Source organism: Brucella ciceri (assembly GCF_041930145.1).
Taxonomy (GTDB): Bacteria; Pseudomonadota; Alphaproteobacteria; order Rhizobiales; family Rhizobiaceae; genus Brucella; species Brucella intermedia.
The window spans coordinates 404,067-423,128 of record NZ_JBHEEV010000002.1 but is presented as its reverse complement, the minus strand read 5'-3'; the positions used below and the strand labels follow the sequence as shown (position 1 = coordinate 423,128).

The window sequence follows — 19,062 nt, the reverse complement described above, 5'->3', positions numbered from 1 at the left end:
TGCGGCTCTGCCGTCAGCGCGTTCCTGTCTGACCGGACAGGCCAGCGCTCTCACATCTGTTCTGCTTGCGTTTGATCGGGCGGGACGTCTTAGGCCTGCCTGTATTCCCGTACCCCTTGTCCTGATGGCCGGGCGGTCATGGAACCGCCTCCGCCCCCAGCACCTCATCCTGAGGAGCCACCGCAGGTGGCGTCTCGAAGGGCGAGGTGCGGCTCTGCCGTCAGCGCATTGCTGACCGGACAGCCGGTGCTCTCTCGGTTCCTGCCTGCGGTTGTGTATTCACTATTCGTAAACCCTAAAATGAATGCCGTTGCAAAACGGGTGTTGACTTTGGAACAAAAATAGAACAAAAAATAAACATACGTGAACACAGAGGAGTTTCCAACATGACCGATCTCGTCCACGACGTTCTGTCTTTCATTTCGGTAAGCCTGTTCATTGCAACTTTCGCCATCTGGGTGAGCGCTATTTGAAGGAAATAGCGGGTTCCTGTGAACCCGCGCCACGGGGGCGATAGTCTTACTGGACATCGCCACTTCATTCCCCGAAACTGATGCTTTCAGGCGACAGAGTCGCCAGCCGCGATGAATCACGAATGTGGTTCATGCTTGAAGCAATGTGCTATCAGGCGGCTATTGTATCGGCGCCAGGATCGAAATCGATTTCTGGAAAGTCCGATACATGGATTTGGAGCGCCGGATGTATGTCCATCCGGGTGGCTCGGCAGATGATCGGGGTCGATGGAATGAGTGATGCAGCAGCAGCCAATGCAGCAAATGACGGTGCTTTGACGCCACGTTTCGTGCATCTGCGGGTACACTCGGCCTATTCCTTGCTGGAAGGCGCATTGCCGCTCGGCAAGATCATCAAACAGGCGATTGCCGACGAGGCGCCGGCTATCGCAGTCACCGACACCAACAATCTGTTCGGTGCGCTTGAGTTTGCGCAGAAGGCATCGAAGGACGGGTTGCAGCCGATTATCGGTTGCCAGATCGATGTTGCCTTTGGCGACCATGCCGACAATGGACGCAGCGCCAATCGCCGGGTTGCGTTGGACCTTGCCCCCATCGTGCTGCTCGCGACGACGGAAGAGGGCTATGGCAATATCGTGCGGCTCGTCAGCCGCGCGTTCCTGGACACTCCGGCGGGTGATCCGGTGCATGTCGAGGCGAGCTGGCTACCGTCCTTGGCGAAAGATGTCATCGTGCTTTCCGGCGGCGCATTGGGGCCGATCGGCCGCGCCTTTGCCGCCGACCGTCCGGACAGGGCGGAGGCACGGCTTGCTTTCCTGCGGGAAGCCTTCGGCGACCGGCTCTACGTCGAACTGCAGCGTCAGGCTGGCTATGACCGTGCGCTGGAAGCAAAGACCGTGGCGCTTGCCTACGAGATGGACCTGCCTCTGGTGGCCACCAATGAGGCGTTCTTTCTCAAGGCGGAAGACTTCGAGGCCCATGATGCGCTTCTCGCCATCGCGGAAGGACAGATATTGTCCAACGATGATCGCCGCCGCCTGACGCCGGATCACCATCTGAAAAGCCGTGCGGAAATGGCGGCACTCTTTGCCGATCTGCCGGAAGCGCTCGAAAACACGGTCGAGATTGCCCAGCGCTGCAGCTGGTACACGCAGACGCGCAAGCCGATCCTGCCGCGCTTCACGGGCGAATCGGACGATCCGGAAGCGGCCCTTCAGGCGGAGGCCGACGAGCTGGCGCGGCAGGCGCGCGAGGGCCTGAAGATGCGGCTCGAGACGGCGGGCCTCGCGGAAGGCTACACGGCGGAGCAATATGCCGAGCGTCTCGAATACGAGATCGGCATCATCACCCGCATGAAGTTCCCCGGCTACTTCCTGATCGTTGCCGACTTCATCAAATGGGCGAAGGCCCATGGCATTCCGGTCGGGCCGGGCCGCGGTTCCGGTGCCGGTTCGCTCGTCGCCTATGCGCTGACGATTACCGATGTCGATCCGCTGCGGTTCTCGCTGCTTTTCGAACGCTTCCTCAACCCGGACCGCGTTTCGATGCCCGACTTCGATATCGACTTCTGTCAGGATCGCCGTGAAGAGGTGATCCGCTATGTGCAGGAAAAATACGGGCGCGATCAGGTTGCGCAGATCATCACTTTCGGAACCTTGCAGGCGCGCGCCGTGCTGCGCGATGTGGGGCGCGTTCTGGAAATGCCTTATGGTCAGGTCGACCGTCTTTGCAAGCTGGTACCGCAGAACCCGGCCAATCCCGTGTCGCTGGCGCAGGCCATCGAAACCGAACCCAAGATCAACGAAGAGCGCGAGAAGGAGCCGGTCGTCGGGCGGCTTCTCGATATGGCGCTCAAGCTCGAGGGGCTTTATCGCCACGCCTCGACCCACGCCGCCGGTATCGTGATCGGTGACCGTCCGCTGTCCGAACTGGTGCCCATGTATCGCGATCCGCGTTCCGACATGCCGGTCACCCAGTTCAACATGAAATGGGTGGAGCAGGCGGGACTGGTCAAGTTCGACTTTCTCGGCCTCAAGACGCTGACCGTTCTGGAAACGGCGGTCAAGCTGGTGGCGCGCAAGGGTATCGAGATCGACCTGTCCCATGTGCCGCTCGATGATCCGCTCACCTATGAAATGCTATCGCGCGGTGAAACGGTCGGCGTGTTCCAGGTTGAAAGCGCCGGCATGCGAAAGGCGCTGCTCGGCATGCGCCCGGACCGGATCGAGGATATCATTGCGCTTGTGGCGCTTTATCGTCCCGGCCCGATGGAGAACATCCCGACCTATAATGCGCGCAAGAACGGCGAGGAGGAGATCGCCTCCATTCACCCGAAGATCGATCACCTGATCAAGGAAACGCAGGGCGTTATCGTCTATCAGGAACAGGTGATGCAGATCGCGCAGGTGCTTTCCGGCTATTCGCTCGGTGAAGCTGACCTTCTGCGCCGCGCCATGGGCAAGAAGATCCGCGAGGAGATGGACAAGCAGCGCGTCCGTTTCGTGGATGGCGCGATCGAAGGCGGTGTCGACAAGGCGCAGGCCAACATGATCTTCGACCTGCTGGCCAAGTTCGCCGACTACGGCTTCAACAAGTCGCACGCCGCCGCCTATGCCATCGTCTCCTACCAGACGGCCTATATGAAGGCGCATTACCCGGTCGAGTTCCTCGCCGCGTCGATGACCTACGATATGTCGAACACCGACAAGCTCAACGATTTCCGCCGCGAGGCCAACCGTCTTGGCATCGAGGTCGTGCCGCCGTCGGTGATGACGTCGTTCCGTCCGTTTGAAGTGGGCGAGAAGCAGATTTTCTATTCGCTTGCCGCGATCAAGGGCGTGGGCGAGGCGGCGGTGGATCATATCGTCGAGGTGCGGGCCGAGAAGCCTTTTGAAAGCCTTGAGGATTTCTGCGAGCGGGTCGATCCGCGCATCGTCAACCGGCGGGTGCTGGAAAGCCTCATCAATGCCGGTGCGATGGATTGCTTCGGTCGCGAGCGTCCGGCCATGAGTGCGGGCATGGATCGCATCATGGGCTTTGCCCAGCGCACGCAGGAAAATGCCGCAAGCGGCCAGTCCGATATCTTCGGCCTGTCCGGCGCGCCCAAGGAAACGCTCATCCTGCCGCAGGCAGCGCCCTGGCTGCCATCGGAAATGCTGCATCGCGAGTTTCAGGCGGTCGGCTTCTATCTTTCGGCCCATCCGCTCGATGAATATCGCGATGTGCTGAACCGGATGCGTGTTCAAAGCTGGGCGGATTTTTCCGCGGCCGTCAAGCGCGGCGCCAATGCCGGACGTCTGGCGGGCACCGTGACCGCCCGTCAGGAGCGCAAGACGCGAACCGGTAACAAGATGGGCATCGTGCAACTGTCCGATGCCAGCGGCCAGTTCGAAGCAGTGCTGTTTTCGGAAGGGCTCGCGCAATATCGCGATCTTCTGGAAAGCGGCAAGTCGGTGGTGATTACTGTTCAGGCGGAAAACCGTCCCGAAGGCATCGGCCTGCGCATCCAGACGGTGCAGTCGCTCGAAGACGAAGCCTGCCGGATGCAGAAGGCGATGCGGCTTTACCTGCGCTCCGCCGATGCGGTCCGTCATATCGCGCCGCATTTCAATACGCGCGGCGACGGGCAGGTGAGCCTCATCGTCATCAAGGATAACGGCCAGCGCGAAGTCGAGATCGAACTGCCGCACCGTTATCGGGTCAGCCCGCAGATCGCGAGCGCCATGAAAGCCATTCACGGCGTCGTGGACGTGGAACTGGTTTAAGATAATTAAGGCAGAGCGGCGGCGAGCCCGTTTTGCGGTCTTTTTGCACGAAAAACCGGTGGTGATGTGTGTATTTCACCACCGATTTTGTGGCGAACGCCCGTCAAAAATGTGGCGTTTCTGTGATTTGCCTCAATAGGCGGCTGTGAAACGCTGGCGTATATGCTGGCCTTTTTCAGCTTCGTCCAGAATGGCGACCGCCAGATCGGCGACGGAGATCTTGCTTTCGCTCTTGTCGTCGAACACCGGTTCGTCGCCGCCGAGACGGTATTTTCCGGTGCGCTCGCCCGGCTGGAGAATGATCGCCGGCGACACGAATGTCCATTCCAGTTGGTCCTCGCCGCGCAGGTCTTCCAGTGCCTGACGGGCGCCGAGCGCGCCTTCCTTCCATTCGGCAGGAAACTCGGGCGAGTCGACCAGCTGCTTGCCATTGATCGAAAGACTGCCCGCGCCACCAATCGCTATAAGGCGCTTGATGCCGGCCTTTTTGGTGGCTTCCGTGATGGAACGGCTGCCATTGATGTGGTTTTCGCGGATATTCTCGTCGCTCCAGCCCGGATTGTAGGCCGAAATCACGATGTCATGTCCCGCAAGCTGGCTTGCAAGCGCATCGGTATCGAATACGTCAGCCTTTACCGCTGTGACATTGGCGAGCTTTTCCACTTTTTCCGGATGGCGAACCAGTGCGGTCACCTGGTGGCCGCGTGTTGCGGCTTCCTTGAGAATGGCGGCGCCCACAAAACCCGTTGCGCCGATCAGTGCGATTCTGGTCATGGCATTTTCCTTTCCGATCTTCTCGTATCGAATGAATTGAGGTACGTTTCGTAATCAGGTTATTTCTGATAACTACATAAGTGATGCTGCCAAGCGTGTGAAGAACGCACTTTTACATGTTCAGGGTACATGGAAGTAACCGCGTCGAAGGCAAGTGTTCAGGGCGGTTTCGATGAGGCCGAAAGGCAAGGACCGAGTTAACCAATTGTTTTACCGGGATTTTGCCGCCAACATAGACCATGTGCGTTCGAAAGCGGCGGGGCTCGAAGAATAAAATGCGCGCCGGGCGGTGGACCGCCTGTCCGAGGAGAAGCAGATGACGATATCGACACGGCCGGATGGCAAGACGCCCTTGCTCTCATCTACTCCGGCCTTCAAAGCCGATGGGGACGGCGCCTGTCCGATCCGCGAAGTGCTGGATCGGGTGGGCGACACGTGGAGCATTCTCGTCGTCTTCAATCTTCAGGAAGGCTCGATGCGCTTCAATGCCTTGCGGCGATCCATCGAAGGCATTTCGCAGCGCATGTTGACGGTGACGCTGCGGTCGCTGGAGCGCGACGGGCTGGTTTCGCGGCATGTTCGCCCGACATCCCCGCCGGAAGTGGAATATTCACTGACCGAGCTTGGCCATTCTCTGGCCGTGCCGATCGATGTGCTCGGCCAATGGGCCGTCAAGAACCGCGACCTGCTTCGCGGTGCACGCGCACGTTTTGACGAAGGCAACGAATAAAAGGGGAACCGGGCCGTTTCGCCGTGCGTTTGTCTTGTCAGACAGGAGAGAAAGCCATGCCCGCAAAATCACAAGCCCAACAGAAGGCAGCCGGAGCTGCTCTTGCTGCCAAACGCGGCGAGATCAAGAAAAGCGAACTCATCGGCGCGTCGAAGGAAATGTATGAATCAATGACCGAAAAGGAACTGGAAGAGTTTGCCGAAACCAAGCGCAAAAGCCTGCCGGAGCACGTAGACGGCGACAAGAAGCACTGAACAGGACAGGCGAGCGCCGTCCGGCACTCGCCATGTGATCTTTACTTGTCGGCCTTGTTCGGGGCTAGTTCGATTGCTTTCAGCTTGCCGTCGGTGATACCGCAGCGCAGCGTGATGCTGTCCCACTTCGCGGAAACACCCTTGTTGCGCGCTTCACCGGGAACCGAAATCACCGCTGACACCTTGCGCGGGTCGCTGGAACTGAATTTCGATGATTTATCATCGGTTTGCGCGTCGGAAATATCGTCTTTGGTGAAGCCGAGACGATCATATTTCTTGCTCTTCTTCACATAGTCATAGCCGCTGGCGATACAGTCGGCGATCTGCGGCGCGACCCGCTGATCCTTGACGAGCGTCTGGTAATTTCCTGTAAAATCCTTCGAGCGCTTCGGAACGGCATCGGCATGAGCCGCAGCGCAAAAACCCAGTGTGAAAATTGCGGAAACTACAAGTTTGGTCGATTTCATGCCCATGTCCTTCTGGAGACCCGTCTTTCACTGGCGATCAGGCGGGGTTGAATCGATAATGGAACCGAGATTACAGGCGCAATTCTGATTTTTTTATGAATTTCCAACGCTTACGATAGCTTATTGGCAAATCCGTGCAAGACAGGATTTGCCGTGGCAGCCCTGGTCGAGATGCATGTTGGTGCGGTGCGCGGCGTCGCCGTCCGGACCGATCACGGTCATGAAAAGCTTGCAGCTTGCACCGTGCACGGCGCGCCAGAATGCCTTTTCCTTGTCGTTGCCGTTCCAGCCGCTTTCCAGTTGCGTTTTGGTGCCGTCCGCGAATGTGAACGACATGATATCGAGCGCGTTTGCAAAGGCGTGTTCCGAAACCCGCCCCGACGAGGCTCCGTTTACCTTTCGGCATTGATAGTCCGATCCGACGCCGATCTCCGTGATTTTTGAATCCGGGCCGTAAACATCCTTCGCGGCTTTGGTCACTTCGCTGCTCCACTGCGCCAGCGTGACGGCCATAGCGCAATTCGTGGTCACTGCATTGGCGAATTTCAACGGCTCGTCCTTGCCGATGGCGGTGAGGGACAGAGGGGAATGAACCCCGCATTGCTCACCGTCCTTGATCGGAGGCAGGAGCTTGCCCTCGACCTGACCGGAAATGAGCGCCGGGCAGGACACCTGATAGATTCGTTCTTCGATTTCCGGCCTGGCGTCCTGCCGTTTCTCGTCAGCCTGTTTGGGATTGTCTGCCGGTTCCGCCGGTTTCTCCGGAGATGGGGTCGGGGCCGGGCGGGGCTGTTCCTGTGGTTCCGTATCCGGCTTTTCCTCGGGAAGGGGCGTGGCTTCCGGCTCCGGTTTCTTGTTTGCCGTATCCTCCGGTCGCGGGATGGGAACGGGTATGGTGAAGCCGGGCGCCGGTTTTGCTTCAGCCTTCGGTGCGGGGCTCGCTTGTCTCGCCGTTTGTTGCTTTGCGGCTGGCTTCTTCTGACTGTGTCTTGCCACCGGACGTTTGCGATGCTGCCTTGCCTTCTGGGCGTCCTGTTTGAGGATGCGTTCGATGAAAGTTTGCGCCTGCGCCTCGCCGGAAAGAATGCCGGACAAGGACGGCATTGCAACGAGGCCAAGCGCGATCAGCGCGATGAATGCACCCTTGCCGGACGGAAAAAAAGACAAAGCCATTGACGCCTCATGAGTAGCAGTTCCGTCAGGGCTAATGACGAAACAGGGAATGGCGTTCCTTCACGCTTGATGGCAGAGCGTAGCAAATGGTAGGAAACGCATGCCGAACACCGGTTTTTCCGGCTTTTTCGACCCTGCGCGCTTGACAAGATAACAGCTGGATGACTAAAAGCCGCCATCGCTGGCGCGTCATCGCGCTGGCGTTTCATTTGACGTGTCCCGTGGATGAAGATTGCGCTCGCGCGCTTCATCCTGTCAGTCCTCGAAAACGGAGGGCAGAGGAGGGCGCGTTTCCTCCAGCGCCTTCGGGCGCTATAACCTTTGAAGGAAATGCGATGAGCAAGCGCGAATCCGCTAAGTACAAAATTGATCGCCGTCTTGGCGAAAACATCTGGGGCCGTCCGAAGTCCCCGGTAAACCGTCGTGAATATGGCCCGGGCCAGCACGGCCAGCGCCGCAAGGGCAAGCTGTCGGACTTCGGTGTGCAGTTGCGCGCCAAGCAGAAGCTCAAGGGCTTCTACGGCGACATCTCCGAAAAGCAGTTCCGCAAGACCTACGAAGAAGCCGCTCGCCGCAAGGGCGACACCGGTGAAAACCTGATCGGTCTGCTGGAATCGCGCCTCGATGCAGTCGTGTACCGCGCCAAGTTCGTTCCGACGATCTTCGCTGCCCGCCAGTTCATCAACCACGGCCACGTGAATGTAAACGGTCGCCGTGTCAACATCCAGTCCTACCGCCTGAAGGCCGGTGACGTTGTTGAAGTTCGCGAAAAGTCGAAGCAGCTGGTTATCGTTCTGGAAGCTGTTCAGCTCGCAGAACGTGATGTTCCGGACTACATCGAAGTCGACCACAACAAGCTGGTTGCGACCTACGCCCGCGTTCCGACTCTGACGGATGTGCCTTACGCCGTTCAGATGGAACCGAACCTGGTCGTCGAATTCTATTCGCGTTAATTCCATGCGCGCTCTGGCGCGCTGGATATTTGCCGAAATCGAAAAGCCGCGCTGTACATCAGCGCGGCTTTTTCGTTAAGCATTTCCAGCAAAAGTGCGAAGCGGTTTTGCGCAGGACAATGCGTAGTTTAAATGAGCATTTCCAGCGAAACTGCGTAGCGGTTTTGCGTCTTTCGCAAACAATTATGGTTTCCCGGTTTTCCCCGCGCCCGCTTTTCGGTATGAAGCCTGCAACATCCTCAATTTTCGGGAAGCACCATGAACGCTTTCGATCCAGATATTGCAGAAGATGCGGGCAGCGACGGCTGTCACCCGCTGTTCCGCGATGTGCCGACCACGGTTGAATTCAACAAGCTGCGCAAACGTCTGTTGCGCCTGACGCGGCAGGCCATCGAGGATTTCTCGATGGTCAAACCCGGCGAACGCTGGATGGTTTGCCTTTCGGGCGGCAAGGACTCTTATGGGCTTCTGGCGCTGCTGCTGGATCTCAAATGGCGCGGCCTGCTGCCGGTCGAGCTGCTGGCGGTCAATCTGGATCAGGGCCAGCCCAACTTTCCCAAGCACATTCTGCCGGATTTCCTGAACCGCTACGAAATCGAGCATCGCATCGAATATCAGGACACCTATTCGATCGTCACCGACAAGCTGCCGGAAACGAGCACCTATTGCTCGCTTTGCTCGCGCTTGCGCCGCGGCAACCTCTATCGGGTCGCGCGTGAGGAAGGCTGCTCGGCGGTGGTGCTCGGCCACCACAGGGAAGACATTCTCGAAACCTTCTTCATGAACCTGTTCCATGGCGGACGCCTTGCGGCAATGCCGCCGAAACTCGTCAATGACGAGGGCGACCTGATGGTGTTCCGTCCGCTGGCCTATGCGGCGGAGGATGATCTGGAGAAATTCGCGACCGCGATGCAGTTTCCGATCATTCCGTGCGACCTGTGCGGCAGTCAGGAAGGGCTGCAACGCAATGCGATGAAAGCCATGCTGACCGACATTGAGAAGCGCATGCCGGGCCGCAAGGACACGATGATCCGCGCCATGACGAATGTTCGTCCAAGCCACCTGCTGGATCGCAAGCTGTTCGATTTCGCGGGACTGACGCTGAACGATGCAGGAGAGGACGATCATGCGCTTTGATGAAGGACAGATGGACTGGCTGGCCGATTTGCTGGCCGATGCGGCGCGTGAGGAGATCATGCCGCGATTCCGCAGGCTGGATGCGGGCGATATCAAGCAGAAGACTTCTGCTGCCGATCTGGTCACGGAAGCCGATGTGAATGCGGAGCGCTACATCACAGCCAGGCTAAAGGAGCGGTTCGCCGACGCGGTGATCGTGGGCGAGGAAGCCTGCTCGGACAATCCGGCCTTGCTGGATGGTCTCAACGACGCGGAACTTGCATTCACAATCGATCCCGTCGACGGCACCTTCAACTTCGCATCAGGCGTTCCGCTTTTTGGCGTGATGCTGGCGGTGGTGTCGAAGGGTGAAACTGTCGCCGGTATCATTCACGATCCCGTCGGCAATGATTGGATCATGGCGTCCAGGGGCGGCGGGAGCCATGTTCGCCATGCCAACGGCGATCTAAGCCGGGTGAGCGTTGCGAAGCCTGCTCCCATCGACCAGATGACCGGCTCGATTTCGTGGCAGTATACTGCCGAGCCGATACGGTCGCGGCTGGCGCGCAATCATACGAAATTCCTGTCGCAGATCGGCTATCGCTGTGCGGCGCACGAATATCGGATTATCGCGACCGGCGGGGCGCATTTCGCCGTCTACAACAAGCTTATGCCCTGGGACCATCTTCCCGGTGCGCTGATCCATCAGGAAGCGGGTGGTTACATCGCGCGCTGGGACGGCAGCGCGTACCTGCCTTCTCACACCGGCGGAGGGCTTATTGTTGCGCCGAGCAAGGAGAGCTGGCAGTCCATTCAGGCCGCGCTCTGGGCAGAGTAGCCGGCCCCGCTTGTGTTTTTGGCATGTGAATATTATATTGGCGGAGTGGGTTGGAAGCGCGAACTCCCAACCCGTTTCGCTTACGTAAAGAGTTGGACCCGCACGTAGCATTGCCAGCCCGTGCGGGTTTTCTTTATCGGCGGCGTGATACTCACAGGTATGAAACCCATTGGTGTCATTCCGGCGCGAGAGCAAAGCCCTTGCCAAAGTCGGGGTGGCTTATCCTCCCCGATGCGCCTGCTGGCTGACGCGTTCTGCTTTTGCCCCCGAAACCACCAATTGATAGCACGTGCATGGCATAAGAAAAGCCCGCTAACTATGAGCGGGCTTTGATTGTTTATCAGTGATATGCGATCAGATCACGTGTTCGGCGGGCGGGTTTTGTACCCTGAACAATCGCCCGCGTTCAGCGATCAGAACGCAGCCGAGCGCCACAAATCCGAGCACGCAATAGCCGGTTGCAACCGGCGTCGTGGTGCCGTCGAAGGCCTGACCGATAACCGCGCCCAATGCCGCACCGATCACCGTTTGCGCAAAGCCCAGAACGGAGGAGGCCGTGCCTGCGACTTCGCCGAGCGGCTCCATCGCCAGCGCGTTGAAATTGGCGGTCACGAGGCTGAACGAGAACATGATGGTCATGTAGATCGCCATCAGGAGCGGGAAGGGCACAGGCCCTTCCATCGTGACCGAAAGGACCATCCACAACAGGCTGAAACCGGTGAAGACCAGCAGCATCGACTGCGAAATGCGGCGCATGCCGAAGCGGCCGACAAGGCGCGAATTCATGAACGAGGCAAGCGCCAGCGTCATGGCAACGGCTGCGAAAGCCAGCGGAAACAGCGCGCCAAGCTCATAAATGCCGACGAAAATCTGCTGGGCCGAGTTGATATAGCCGAACAGCGCGCCGAGGATGAACGAGGTGCCGAGCATATAGAACAGGGCGACGCGGTTCGACAGAACGATCCCGAAGCCGCCGATGACGCTCCTGACCGTCAGTGGACGCCGGTTGGATGCGGGAAGGGTCTCGGGCAGGCGAAAGAAGGCCCACATGCCGACGATAAGCGCCATCAGCGCCATCGACAGGAAGATCAGGTGCCATTCGCCGAGCAGCATGATGAGCTGGCCTGTTGCAGGCGCGACGACGGGCAGGATCATGAAAACCATCATGACGAGCGACATGACTTCCGCCATCTGGCGGCCGGCGAACTTGTCGCGGACCACCGAGACGGCGATCACGCGCGTACCGGCTGCGCCAAGGCCCTGAAGGACGCGCAGGACGATCAGCGTCGTGAAGTCGGTGACGACAGCCGAGGCCAACGCGGCGAGAATGTAGATGACAAGCCCGCCGAACAGCGGCAGCCTGCGGCCGAAGCGGTCGCTCAACGGTCCGTAGAACAGCTGCGAAACGCCGAAACCCAGCAGATAGGCGGTAATGACGAACTGGACGTGGTTTTCCGACTGCACGCCAAGGCTTGCGCCAATCTGCGGCAGGCCGGGCAGCATGATGTCGACCGCCAGCGCATTGATGGCCATGATGGCTGCGATGAGCGCGATGAATTCGCCGCGTCCGCGCATGGAGGTTTTCTGGTCCGGCGAACCGTTCTTGATGTCGAGCGGCATGACTGGCATTCCCTGGCAAAGTGGCGCATCGCGTCGGGGGACACGATACGAAAGACAAAATTTAGAAAGCAGAAGCAGACAGACGGAAATCCGTCGTTGAACATCTAGCAAAACGCAAAAGGCGCCGTGGAACGGCGCCTTCGGAAAAGGTGAGGCTGAAGCCGTATAACCGGCAATTAATCCTCAAGCCGCCTTGGTGGCAATACCTTTATCGGTAAAAAGTGCCTGCAATTCGTTCGATTGGAACATTTCACGCACGATATCGCAGCCGCCGACGAATTCGCCCTTCACATACAGCTGAGGGATGGTTGGCCAGCTCGAATATTCCTTGATGCCCTGACGCAGTTCGTCCGAGGACAGAACGTTGACGCCCTTGTACTCAACACCGAGATAGTCGAGGATCTGGACGACCTGACCGGAGAAACCGCACTGCGGGAAACCCGGCGTGCCCTTCATGAAAAGCACGACGTCGTTGGTCTTCACTTCATTGTTGATGAAATCGTTGATGCCGGTCATTTGCGGTCCTTTCCAAGCATAACCCCGAAAAGTTGCCTGACTTTCCGGACAGGATCATGCGCTAAACAAATACGCCGAGGCAAATTCCGGCGTAAACTGGGGAGGTCTTCCCGAATATAGTCGCTTTGAATGCTGGTAACCACCCGGATCGGGCGAAAGCAAGTCAAATGCGCGAGAATTCCGTCTCCGGGGGAGCTGCATCTTGCCGCAGCAAGGCTTGCTCCCCCGAAACGGCCGTCCGTTATTCCGGTACGCTTGTCTGCAAGGCGAGTGCGTGCAGCACGCCGCCCATATTGCCCTTCAGCGCGTCATAGACCATCTGGTGCTGCTGCACGCGGGACTTGCCGCGGAAACTCTCCGCGACGACCTCGGCGGCATAATGGTCTCCGTCTCCGGCAAGGTCGCGGATCGTCACCTTTGCGTCGGGAATCCCCTCGCGTATCAGTTTTTCGATCTCATGTGCGTCCATAGCCATGCAAAATCTCCTGCCGTTTCCGGCCTTTTCTTATCGTTCGGTCGAATCGTAACGCACCATCGTGGAACGTCAACAACCATCTGTCTAACGCTTAAATCAAAGACAAGCAAACCGCCCGGACAGGCTTTCCATCCGGGCGGCAAAAGGTATCGACGATGCGGACCGAGGTCAGTTATCGGTTACAGGCTCGCCGCTCATGAAGGCCGGGAACCAGCCTTCAAAAGCATCGGTCAGATCGACAACGCTGACATCGACCAGATCGCCGATCTTCAGGCGGTCGCCGCCGACGGTGCCGAGCACGCGGAACGGAACGCCAGCGCCTTCGGCATTGAGGGCGATGAGCTTTGCCATTTCAGCCGTGGCCGCGACGACATAACGCGCCTGATCTTCACCGAAAAGTGCGGCATGAGGCAGGCCGTCACCGGCATCGATCACGGCACCCTTGCCGGACTTGATTGCCATTTCCGCAACGGCAATCGCCAGGCCGCCATCGGAAAGGTCGTGACAGGCCGTGACCTGACCGTTGCGGATGGCCGAGCGGACAAATTCGCCATTGCGCTTTTCAAGCGCAAGATCGACCGTCGGGGCAGGACCATCGGCGCGGTCGAACAGATCGCGCAGATAAACCGACTGGCCGAGATGGGTGCCGTCGCCGCCAAGCAGCACCAGCGTGTCGCCATCCTGCATGCCGCCGATCTTCGCCATTTGCGACCAATCCGGGATGAGCCCGACACCGGCAATGGTCGGCGTCGGCAGAATGGCCTGGCCGTTGGTCTCGTTGTAGAGCGAGACATTGCCGGAAACGATCGGGAAATCCAGCGCGCGGCAGGCTTCGCCGATGCCTTCGATGGCCTTGACGAGCTGGCCCATGATTTCCGGCTTTTCCGGGTTGCCGAAGTTCAGATTGTCGGTCGATGCCAGCGGCTCGGCACCGGTCGCGGTGATGTTGCGCCAGCATTCGGCAACCGCCTGCTTGCCGCCTTCAAACGGATCGGCTTCGCAATAACGCGGCGTCACGTCAGAGGAGAAGGCGAGAGCCTTGGTGTCGTGGCCTTCCACGCGGATCACGCCCGCGTCGCCGCCCGGAACCTGCAGCGAGTTGCCCTGAATGAGCGTGTCGTACTGTTCGTAGACCCAGCGACGCGACGACAGGTCGGGCGAGCCGATGAGCTTGAGAAGGGCTGCGGAATAATCTTCCACCTGCGGAACATTGCTGGCCGGAAGCGGCGCGTGCTTGCCGGGTTCCATCCACGGACGATCATATTCCGGCGCTTCGTCGCCCAGATCCTTGATCGGCAGGTTGGCGACTTCCTCGCCCTGATGGATGACGCGGAAACGCAGATCGTCGGTCGTCTTGCCGACGATGGCGAAATCGAGGCCCCATTTGCGGAAAATGGCCTGCGCTTCAGCTTCCTTTTCCGGCTTCAGAACCATGAGCATGCGCTCCTGGCTTTCCGAAAGCATCATTTCATAGGCCGTCATGTTCTCTTCACGGACAGGAACATGGTCGAGGATGAGTTCGATGCCGAGGTCGCCCTTGGCGCCCATTTCGACGGCGGAGCAGGTGAGGCCGGCCGCGCCCATGTCCTGGATCGCGATCACTGCGCCGGAAGCCATCAGTTCGAGGCAGGCTTCAAGCAGGCATTTTTCGGTGAAGGGATCGCCAACCTGAACGGTCGGGCGCTTTTCCTCGATCGACTCGTCGAATTCAGCCGATGCCATCGTCGCGCCGCCGACGCCGTCGCGGCCCGTCTTCGCGCCGAGATAGACGACTGGCAGGCCGACGCCTTCCGCCTTGGAATAGAAAATGCCATCGGTTCTGGCGAGACCCGCCGCGAAAGCATTGACGAGGATATTGCCGTTATAGCGCTTGTCGAAATTCACTTCGCCGCCGACGGTCGGCACGCCGAAGGAATTGCCATAGCCGCCGACGCCGGAAACGACGCCCGAAACGAGGTGACGGGTCTTTGGATGATCCGGTTCGCCGAAGCGCAGCGCATTCATCGCCGCAACGGGACGCGCACCCATGGTGAAGACATCGCGCAGGATGCCGCCGACACCGGTCGCCGCACCCTGATAGGGTTCGATATAGGAGGGGTGATTGTGGCTTTCCATCTTGAAGACGATGCAATCGCCATCGCCAATATCCACGACGCCCGCATTTTCGCCCGGACCCTGAATGACGCGCGGTCCACTGGTCGGCAGCGTGCGCAGCCATTTCTTGGAAGACTTGTAGGAGCAATGCTCGTTCCACATGGCCGAGAAAATCCCCAGCTCTGTGAAGGTGGGCTCGCGTCCGATCAGACCGAGAATGCGCTGATACTCGTCCGGCTTAAGACCATGCGCTTCGATCAATTCCGGCGTGATGTCTCGCGTATTGGAAATAGTCATGGAAATGGGGAACCCCGTCGCAGGCTGCGGTACCCGAAAACCTTCTGCCGAAGGCTGGATACCTAAGGTTTCAAGGCGCCTCTTTAACCTAAGTTTCCATGAAGTGCGACAGGAAAATGCCGCTTTCCCGGCCTCAATCGTACATCAGTAACGATAAAGAGAGGCCGGGCGCTTCAGACACTCCCTTCATATCCCGCCTGTTCGTTTTCGAGCAGGCGACGGAGCGTCAGGAAACAGTTTTCAACGACATTGCGATCGGAGGGGGAAGAGAAGGCGACGCGGACCCTGTGATAAATCTGGTCGACGCGTCCGGCCTTGAACTCGTCCTCGTCATCGATCAGGATTCCGCTTTCATAGGCCGCCGCCTTGAACGTTCCCGAAAGCCAGGGCTCGGGCAGGCCCATCCACAGGAACGGAACGGATGGTTTCGATACGAAGTCGAACCCGTCGAAGATTCTGCGGGCCATTTCTTCGCGAATGACGGTTTCCTCGCGGCATTTGCTGTGAATGGCGTCTGCCTCGCCGGAGAGTACAAGCTGCGCGCCGGTCTCGGCGAGCAGGAAGGCTGCGCCGCCCGTGACCATCTTGTGCGTCACCTTCACGCGCTGTGCGCAATGGGCGGGACAGGCGACCCAGCCGCTGCGTATCCCTGCCGCTACGGCTTTCGACAGGCCGGAAACGACGAATGTGCGTTCCGGCGCAAAGCTTGCCAAGGGTGGAATCTGGCTGTCGCACATGACGCCATAGATATCGTCTTCGATGAGCCAGACATTGTAACGCCGTGCAATGTCGGCAATGGCGCGGCGCCGTTCTTCCGGCATGACCGACAATGTGGGGTTATGCAGCGTCGGCATCAGAAAGGCGAGGGTCGGGTGCTGCTGGCGGCAGGCGCGTTCGAACTCTTCCGGAATGAGACCATATTCATCCAGACCGGCCTGAATGGTGCGCCGCCCCAGAAGGCGAACGGAACGGCTGATCTGCGCGTAAGTCAGGTTTTCAAACAGGATGCGGTCGCCGGGATTGGTGAAGGCCGTGATAATGGCAATGCTTGCAGCCTGCGCGCCGTTGGTGACGACGATGCTGTCGAGGTCTGGCCGCCAGTCGGCCCGCGAAAGCCATCTTTGCCCGGCTTCCAGCCAGTGCTGCGGGAAATAGCGCGAATAGCTCGCTATATCCTGCGGAAAATCCCGATGAATGTCGGCATTTATCCGGGCCAGAACTTCGTGCTGGCCAACATCCGGTGCCGCTGTCGTGTCGAAGCGGATTTTACCGGATGGGACGTCGGCGGGTTTGGTTCCGGCAATGCCTGAGGCGGTCAGTGCATTGTCGGCCGGTTCTTCACCGAGCACATAGGTTCCCCGACCCACTTCGCCCGTCACAAGGCCGCGCTCGTGGGCCAGGGCATAGGCGCGGCCGATTGTGCCGATTGTTACCTTGAGATCGAATGCGAGATTGCGCTGCGGCGGCAGCTTTGCACCCGCGGGCAGCCCGCCGCTTCCGATTGCCTCTTCGATGGCGTCGGCGAGTTGCAGGTAAAATGGGCCGGACTTGCCGGAAAGGTCTGGAATCCAATTTGTCATGGTGACAACTTATAAATTGTACCTATTGCCAAGTCAATTATAGAGTCAATTCGTCGCTGCCGGTGAATTGTAAATAGGCGGCGATCAAACGAACTGCTTGGAGCATCGTGTGCGCGTTCGCGTGATTGAAGGGCGCTCCGACCAGTTGAATCCGGGCATCGTTCCTTTGAGAGTCGACTTCGATTTTCAGGTCGATGCCGTAGCAGCACTGGGCTCCCAACCGGCTCTGCTTATGAGGAATGGACCGAGACAATGTTTTACTTCAGGCCGCAGACCGAGACAATAGATACAATTCTTCCTGTTCCCGTGGCTGATACGGCGGCGGATTTGCCGAAAGGATTGCAGGCGCATCTGGCAACGGCCTCGCAACCGCGAGGCGGATATCTACGGCAGGTCTTGAATTGGCTGTCTTATCGAATGATGCTGCGGCGCACCCGGATTGCTTTGGGCGAACTGACAGATGCGCAGTTGCGCGACATTGGACTGCGGCGCGGTGAAGCCGAGCGCGAAGCACGGAAGGTGCGTTTTCACTTGCGTTGAAATGTGTCGCGGAAAGCCGGTTTCGGCGTTTCCGCGACGCATCTGGTTGTTACTGGCAGCCGCTCTGGCCCGAAGCCCAGCGGTTGACGTCGGCGGCGATACGTCCGCCATGGCTTTCACCCATCATGGGGCCGAAAGTTTCGACACGAGCCGGATTTCCCTGCGCCTGCACGACCAGCAGCGGACGAGACGCCGGGTTGCGGGCCGGCACCACCAGAATGCGCGGCCGTCCGGTAAAGGAATTCAGTTCCGGTGCAAGCGAGTATCCGCGGAAATCCTTGTCCTTGGATTTGAACCAGCAGCTATTTGCCGCCAGCGCAATGCGCTCCATGGTTGGTAATGCAGCCTTGCTGGCATCGACGGCGAGGGGGCGCGTCGGCTTGCTGGAGGTGCAGGCTGCAAGCAATGCAATGGCCGGGAGGGCCAGAAGAGCGAAAGTCTTGGTCTTCAAGGAGGGGCTCCGAAAGGGCGTGCCTTTGAAAAGCACGCTGGGGGTGAGGTAGATCGGCAGAATCAGGCGGGTTGCGGCATGAAGGACTTCAGTCCGTCGTTCATCTCGTTCCAGATGCGTTCAAAGACCGGGTGCTGTTTTGCCTTGGCCGCATATGCATCGAATTTCGGGAACGCGTCCAGCAAATCCGCTTTGCCGGATAGCTTCTTCAACGGTTCCATCAGAAAACGCACGGGCAGCAGCCAGCAATCCGCAAGCGTAGGTTCGTCTCCGGCGGCGAAAGCTTTGTCCGAGAGGCGGCTTTCGACCACTTTGAGGCCGGTATGCATCTTGTCGAACAGGCGCTCGATGCTTGCATCGTCACGCTCGGGTTTGCTCGACAGGATGAAGAGCTTCATCGTCGGTCCGAGCACGTCGAGTTCCGTCACGCGCGCCAGCAGGCGGATGAGAGCGCGCTCGCGCGGCGTGCCGGGCAATACGGGTGTTTCAGGAAAATGATCTTCCAGATATTCCGCGATGACGGCGGCTTCAAACAGCGTTTCACCCGAACTGGTGATCAGCACCGGTATGCGGCGGAGCGGCGTGACATTGCCGAAATCGGCGGGAAACGGATAGGACAGGTTCATCGGCTTGAAAGGCAGGTCCTTCAGGTAGAGGACGCCGCGCACGAAAGATGAGTAGGGGGAGAGAGGCCTGGAATAAAGCTGCATGAATGAATTCCCCTGATTCTTTATCGCTAAAATCTGTGAGGCATTTCCAGCAAAAATATGGACGATTTGTGCCGGGAAAAATGCACGGACAAAAATGAGGAGACCCCGACGGTTTGTCTCTTGTCAAAGTCCTCCCGGAGCCAAGCTGCCACGAAACCCGGCGCTTTGCCAGTGCAGTTTTGAGGCGAGGCAGGCGCAACAAAAAAGGCGGCTCGATGGGAGCCGCCTTTTCCGTTT

17 protein-coding genes are annotated in these 19,062 nt (G+C 58.8%); 7 read left to right on the top strand and 10 right to left on the bottom strand.

The window, feature by feature from the left end; translation table 11 throughout:
* Positions 1-745: 745 nt before the first annotated feature.
* Positions 746-4,237 carry a DNA polymerase III subunit alpha gene (gene dnaE, locus JNC63_RS05195; protein WP_063882731.1) on the top strand — a complete coding sequence of 1,164 codons (3,492 nt, stop codon included), beginning with the start codon at positions 746-748 and terminating at the stop codon, positions 4,235-4,237.
* A 132-nt stretch (positions 4,238-4,369) separates the two neighbouring features.
* Here dnaE and JNC63_RS05190 read toward each other — a convergent pair whose 3' ends face one another.
* A complete protein-coding gene (locus JNC63_RS05190) occupies positions 4,370-5,011 on the bottom strand; it encodes an NAD(P)-dependent oxidoreductase (RefSeq protein ID WP_006471799.1) in 642 nt (213 codons plus the stop codon).
* 316 nt (positions 5,012-5,327) lie between these two features.
* On the opposite strand from JNC63_RS05190, the gene JNC63_RS05185 reads away from it, so the two are divergent.
* Entirely contained in the window at positions 5,328-5,741 is a 414-nt protein-coding gene (locus JNC63_RS05185; protein ID WP_006471798.1) for a winged helix-turn-helix transcriptional regulator, read from the top strand.
* Between the two features lie 56 nt (positions 5,742-5,797).
* A complete protein-coding gene (locus tag JNC63_RS05180) occupies positions 5,798-5,995 on the top strand; it encodes a DUF3008 family protein (protein ID WP_006471797.1) in 198 nt (65 codons plus the stop codon).
* A 41-nt stretch (positions 5,996-6,036) separates the two neighbouring features.
* Here JNC63_RS05180 and bspC read toward each other — a convergent pair whose 3' ends face one another.
* Both bspC and JNC63_RS05170 read right to left on the bottom strand, forming a co-directional pair.
* Complete coding sequence (gene bspC / locus JNC63_RS05175; RefSeq protein ID WP_025091399.1) at positions 6,037-6,462, bottom strand: type IV secretion system effector BspC; 426 nt, start codon at positions 6,460-6,462, stop codon at positions 6,037-6,039.
* A 120-nt stretch (positions 6,463-6,582) separates the two neighbouring features.
* Complete coding sequence (locus tag JNC63_RS05170; protein WP_025091400.1) at positions 6,583-7,635, bottom strand: extensin-like domain-containing protein; 1,053 nt, start codon at positions 7,633-7,635, stop codon at positions 6,583-6,585.
* A 335-nt stretch (positions 7,636-7,970) separates the two neighbouring features.
* Here JNC63_RS05170 and rpsD point away from each other — a divergent pair, with 335 nt between their 5' ends.
* The 3 genes from rpsD to JNC63_RS05155 all read left to right on the top strand — a co-directional run bounded on the left by rpsD (position 7,971) and on the right by JNC63_RS05155 (position 10,542).
* Positions 7,971-8,588 (top strand): 30S ribosomal protein S4, encoded by a 618-nt coding sequence (gene rpsD / locus JNC63_RS05165; protein ID WP_006471794.1) that lies wholly within the window; start codon positions 7,971-7,973, stop codon positions 8,586-8,588.
* 258 nt (positions 8,589-8,846) lie between these two features.
* Entirely contained in the window at positions 8,847-9,725 is an 879-nt protein-coding gene (gene ttcA, locus JNC63_RS05160; RefSeq protein WP_006471793.1) for a tRNA 2-thiocytidine(32) synthetase TtcA, read from the top strand.
* Positions 9,715-10,542 carry an inositol monophosphatase family protein gene (locus JNC63_RS05155; protein ID WP_006471792.1) on the top strand — a complete coding sequence of 276 codons (828 nt, stop codon included), beginning with the start codon at positions 9,715-9,717 and terminating at the stop codon, positions 10,540-10,542. Before ttcA ends, JNC63_RS05155 begins: the two co-directional genes overlap by 11 nt.
* A 354-nt stretch (positions 10,543-10,896) precedes the next feature.
* Here JNC63_RS05155 and JNC63_RS05150 read toward each other — a convergent pair whose 3' ends face one another.
* The 5 genes from JNC63_RS05150 to JNC63_RS05130 all read right to left on the bottom strand — a co-directional run bounded on the left by JNC63_RS05150 (position 10,897) and on the right by JNC63_RS05130 (position 17,124).
* Positions 10,897-12,162 carry a multidrug effflux MFS transporter gene (locus tag JNC63_RS05150; protein WP_006471791.1) on the bottom strand — a complete coding sequence of 422 codons (1,266 nt, stop codon included), beginning with the start codon at positions 12,160-12,162 and terminating at the stop codon, positions 10,897-10,899.
* A gap of 183 nt (positions 12,163-12,345) precedes the next feature.
* Positions 12,346-12,678, bottom strand: coding sequence for a Grx4 family monothiol glutaredoxin (grxD, locus tag JNC63_RS05145; protein WP_006466619.1), 333 nt, complete (start codon positions 12,676-12,678; stop codon positions 12,346-12,348).
* A 241-nt stretch (positions 12,679-12,919) separates the two neighbouring features.
* Positions 12,920-13,153 carry a BolA/IbaG family iron-sulfur metabolism protein gene (locus JNC63_RS05140; protein WP_006466620.1) on the bottom strand — a complete coding sequence of 78 codons (234 nt, stop codon included), beginning with the start codon at positions 13,151-13,153 and terminating at the stop codon, positions 12,920-12,922.
* Between the two features lie 168 nt (positions 13,154-13,321).
* Positions 13,322-15,544 carry a phosphoribosylformylglycinamidine synthase subunit PurL gene (gene purL, locus JNC63_RS05135; RefSeq protein ID WP_006471790.1) on the bottom strand — a complete coding sequence of 741 codons (2,223 nt, stop codon included), beginning with the start codon at positions 15,542-15,544 and terminating at the stop codon, positions 13,322-13,324.
* A 173-nt stretch (positions 15,545-15,717) separates the two neighbouring features.
* The gene (locus tag JNC63_RS05130) at positions 15,718-17,124 is read right to left on the bottom strand and encodes an aminotransferase-like domain-containing protein (RefSeq protein ID WP_006471789.1); all 1,407 of its coding nucleotides are present in this window, start codon (positions 17,122-17,124) and stop codon (positions 15,718-15,720) included.
* 252 nt (positions 17,125-17,376) lie between these two features.
* On the opposite strand from JNC63_RS05130, the gene JNC63_RS05125 reads away from it, so the two are divergent.
* Positions 17,377-17,664 (top strand): DUF1127 domain-containing protein, encoded by a 288-nt coding sequence (locus tag JNC63_RS05125; protein WP_006471787.1) that lies wholly within the window; start codon positions 17,377-17,379, stop codon positions 17,662-17,664.
* 49 nt (positions 17,665-17,713) lie between these two features.
* On the opposite strand, the gene JNC63_RS05120 is transcribed toward JNC63_RS05125, so the two are convergent.
* Positions 17,714-18,115 (bottom strand): hypothetical protein, encoded by a 402-nt coding sequence (locus tag JNC63_RS05120; protein ID WP_006471786.1) that lies wholly within the window; start codon positions 18,113-18,115, stop codon positions 17,714-17,716.
* Positions 18,116-18,177: 62 nt separating this feature from the next.
* A complete protein-coding gene (locus JNC63_RS05115) occupies positions 18,178-18,825 on the bottom strand; it encodes a glutathione S-transferase family protein (protein WP_006471785.1) in 648 nt (215 codons plus the stop codon).
* Positions 18,826-19,062 lie beyond the last annotated feature (237 nt).